Here is a 2,525-nt window from a genome sequence, read left to right on the forward strand (position 1 = left end):
TAACTCCCTTATCACAAGCGAAAATCTGCTCGACGAATGACCGCCCTGACGGTAACATTTATTATTAAACAAGCTCTTATTGTTTGTGAGTTATCACTAACATATAAAAACAATATATTATGAGCTTTATCTGGTATATATTAATAGGTATTGCATCCGGATTCGTAGCCGGCAAACTTATGCGCGGCGGAGGCTTCGGCCTGGTCGTTAATCTTATCGTAGGCATTATCGGCGGTGTGCTCGGAGGATGGCTGTTCGGGCTATTAGGGATAACTGCCGGCGGAATAATAGGAAGTCTGATTACCTCGGTTGTGGGTGCGGTAGTGCTATTATGGATTGTCGGGATACTGAGCCGGACTACAGGCCGCTGACATCCTACACCAAAGAAATCTATATACAGCACATAACCATCATATTAATACGCTCATCGATATAGTCGATGAGCGAAATTTTGCATTGGAGTGCCGATTTATTGGGAATATTATTAACTTTGCCAATAAATTAGATCTACAATGAAGAGATTTTTCGTTGCACTCACAGTACTCATAGCAATATTAAGTGTCCCCCGACAGGCTAATGCCGAGCTACGATATGGTCCGATGCTCGGTATGAACATGAGCACTCTGAAGTTTAAGCAGTCGCTTATTGAAGTAAATAAAGTATGCGGCATGTCGGCCGGTGTTGCTACGGAAGTTATATTCCCCGGCATCGGCTTTGGTATAAATTCCGGCATATATTATGAGATGAGAGGCGCCAAACTGCATTTAGGTGACAAACTGATATGGTCATCACAAGGATTTGGAACCGAGCGCAGTTATCTCCACTATCTGGAAATACCTATTCATCTTCGATTCAAATGGACCCGAATGTCAGGTATTGAGGATTATGTCGCTCCATTTGTGTTCGGAGGTCCGTCATTCAGTCTTCTCATCGGGCACAGCCATATCAAGGCTCTTGAATATGCCAATGGCGAAATGGGCCTGACGGTCGGCGGCGGATTGGAAATCATGCGCAACTGGCAGGTGTCATATTCGTTCACATGGGGAATGGTATACGCCGAACAGACAAAACTTCTTGACCACTTCAGCGCAAAGAACCGCACAATGGATTTGCGTGTCACCTATCTGTTCTGATTGGCGGCACAGCATGATGCATAATCCGGTATATCTTTAAGAAACACATACGTATGATTGTCGTAATCTATATAGCAACAATAATGTGTAATTCCGTTAGATACGGTAAGATATCGTGCGTGTAACACCATATTGTATCTGACAATCTGGTCAAATACTTTCTGACTGATTGCTATACCGGGAGCCTTGTATTCCACAATCATCATGGGATTGCCGGTCCGGTCGAATACTACAGTATCACACCGACGGTGCGTATTGTTTAGTTCAAGGCCTATCTCATTTGCCATAAGAGAAGCAGGAAACTGCTTCTCTTTTATCATATAGTCCACAAAATGCTGCCGAACCCATTCCTCCGGTGTAAGAACTACATACTTGTGGCGTAACTGGTCGAAAATCTCGGCATATGATTCGCCGTGTCTGAGGCGCGACGCATCAATCGGCGGGAGATTCAATGGCACAATACAGCCGTGCTGGGAATGGTTCATATCAGAGATATTGTTTTTAGGGAATACTGAGTGAAAAACTTTTTGTAAATTTACAGAAATTTCCGATTCTATCAACATGGCAGCAGCCAAAACAATTACATACGCTGAGCTCCGCGCGTCGCTGAGCAGAAAAAATTATGTGCCGGCCTACCTGATTCACGGGGAGGAAGGATTCTTTATCGACCGTCTTGTCGAAGAGTTTGAAGCAATCGTTCCGGAAGCCGACCATGATTTCAATCTATATACTCTGTATGGCCCGGAGACAGACATTGATACTGTAATTGACACATGCCGGAGGTATCCTATGATGTCGGATTATCAGGTAGTAATATTCAAAGAAGCGCAATCCGTGCCGGCCGCACAGCTTGACAAGCTCGCCGGATACCTCTCTAATCCGACATCGACAACAGTACTTGTGATCTGTGGACGAGGAGCTAAAGTAAAGTCAAAAGAACTACCGTTGAAAATTGCAGCCGCCGGAGGATGTGTGTTTGAAGCGGTGAAACTTCGCGACCGCGCCCTTACCGATGCCATACGACACGTCATCACCGAGAAAGGACTTCATGTTGAGGAAAAAGGGCTGTCGATGCTAAGCGACTATGTAGGTGCCGATCTATCGCGTTTATATAATGAAATCGAGAAACTTACCGTGGCATTGCCCCAAGGCTCAATGGTCACACCCGAAGTGATAGAGTCGCACATCGGCATGAGCAAGGATTTTAATAATTTCGAGCTCATCAATGCTGTGGCCGTAAGGGATAGCGTCGCTGCATTCCGCATAGTCGACCATTTCCGCCGCAATCCAAAAGACAATCCGTTTCCTCCGACACTGGGTATGCTGTGGACATTCTTTTCTAATCTGCTGATAATACATTATACCCGCGATAAGAGCGAACCTGCCTTATGT

4 protein-coding genes are annotated in these 2,525 nt (G+C 45.2%); 3 read left to right on the forward strand and 1 reads right to left on the reverse strand.

Annotation, left to right across the window (positions count from 1 at the left end):
• Positions 1–119: 119 nt before the first annotated feature.
• Both K2I50_RS04060 and K2I50_RS04065 read left to right on the forward strand, forming a co-directional pair.
• Entirely contained in the window at positions 120–371 is a 252-nt protein-coding gene (locus tag K2I50_RS04060; protein WP_301024958.1) for a GlsB/YeaQ/YmgE family stress response membrane protein, read from the forward strand.
• 141 nt (positions 372–512) lie between these two features.
• Positions 513–1,133: a porin family protein gene (locus tag K2I50_RS04065; RefSeq protein ID WP_301024959.1), complete on the forward strand. Its 621-nt coding sequence runs from the start codon at positions 513–515 to the stop codon at positions 1,131–1,133.
• Here the strand turns inward: K2I50_RS04065 and K2I50_RS04070 are convergent.
• Positions 1,121–1,594, reverse strand: coding sequence for a type I restriction enzyme HsdR N-terminal domain-containing protein (locus tag K2I50_RS04070; RefSeq protein WP_301024969.1), 474 nt, complete (start codon positions 1,592–1,594; stop codon positions 1,121–1,123). The two genes, K2I50_RS04065 and K2I50_RS04070, sit on opposite strands and share 13 nt — an antisense overlap.
• A gap of 100 nt (positions 1,595–1,694) precedes the next feature.
• Between K2I50_RS04070 and holA the strand changes: the two genes are divergently transcribed.
• A partial coding sequence (gene holA / locus K2I50_RS04075) for a DNA polymerase III subunit delta (RefSeq protein ID WP_301024960.1) occupies positions 1,695–2,525 on the forward strand: 831 nt, incomplete at its 3' end.

Source organism: Muribaculum sp. (assembly GCF_029051885.1).
GTDB lineage: Bacteria > Bacteroidota > Bacteroidia > Bacteroidales > Muribaculaceae > Muribaculum.

Bases quoted from the DNA above. Each gene is read 5' to 3' on its own strand.
- K2I50_RS04060 (WP_301024958.1), top strand. From the start codon at position 120: ATGAGCTTTATCTGGTATATATTAATAGGTATTGCATCCGGATTCGTA.
- K2I50_RS04065 (WP_301024959.1), top strand. From the start codon at position 513: ATGAAGAGATTTTTCGTTGCACTCACAGTACTCATAGCAATATTAAGT.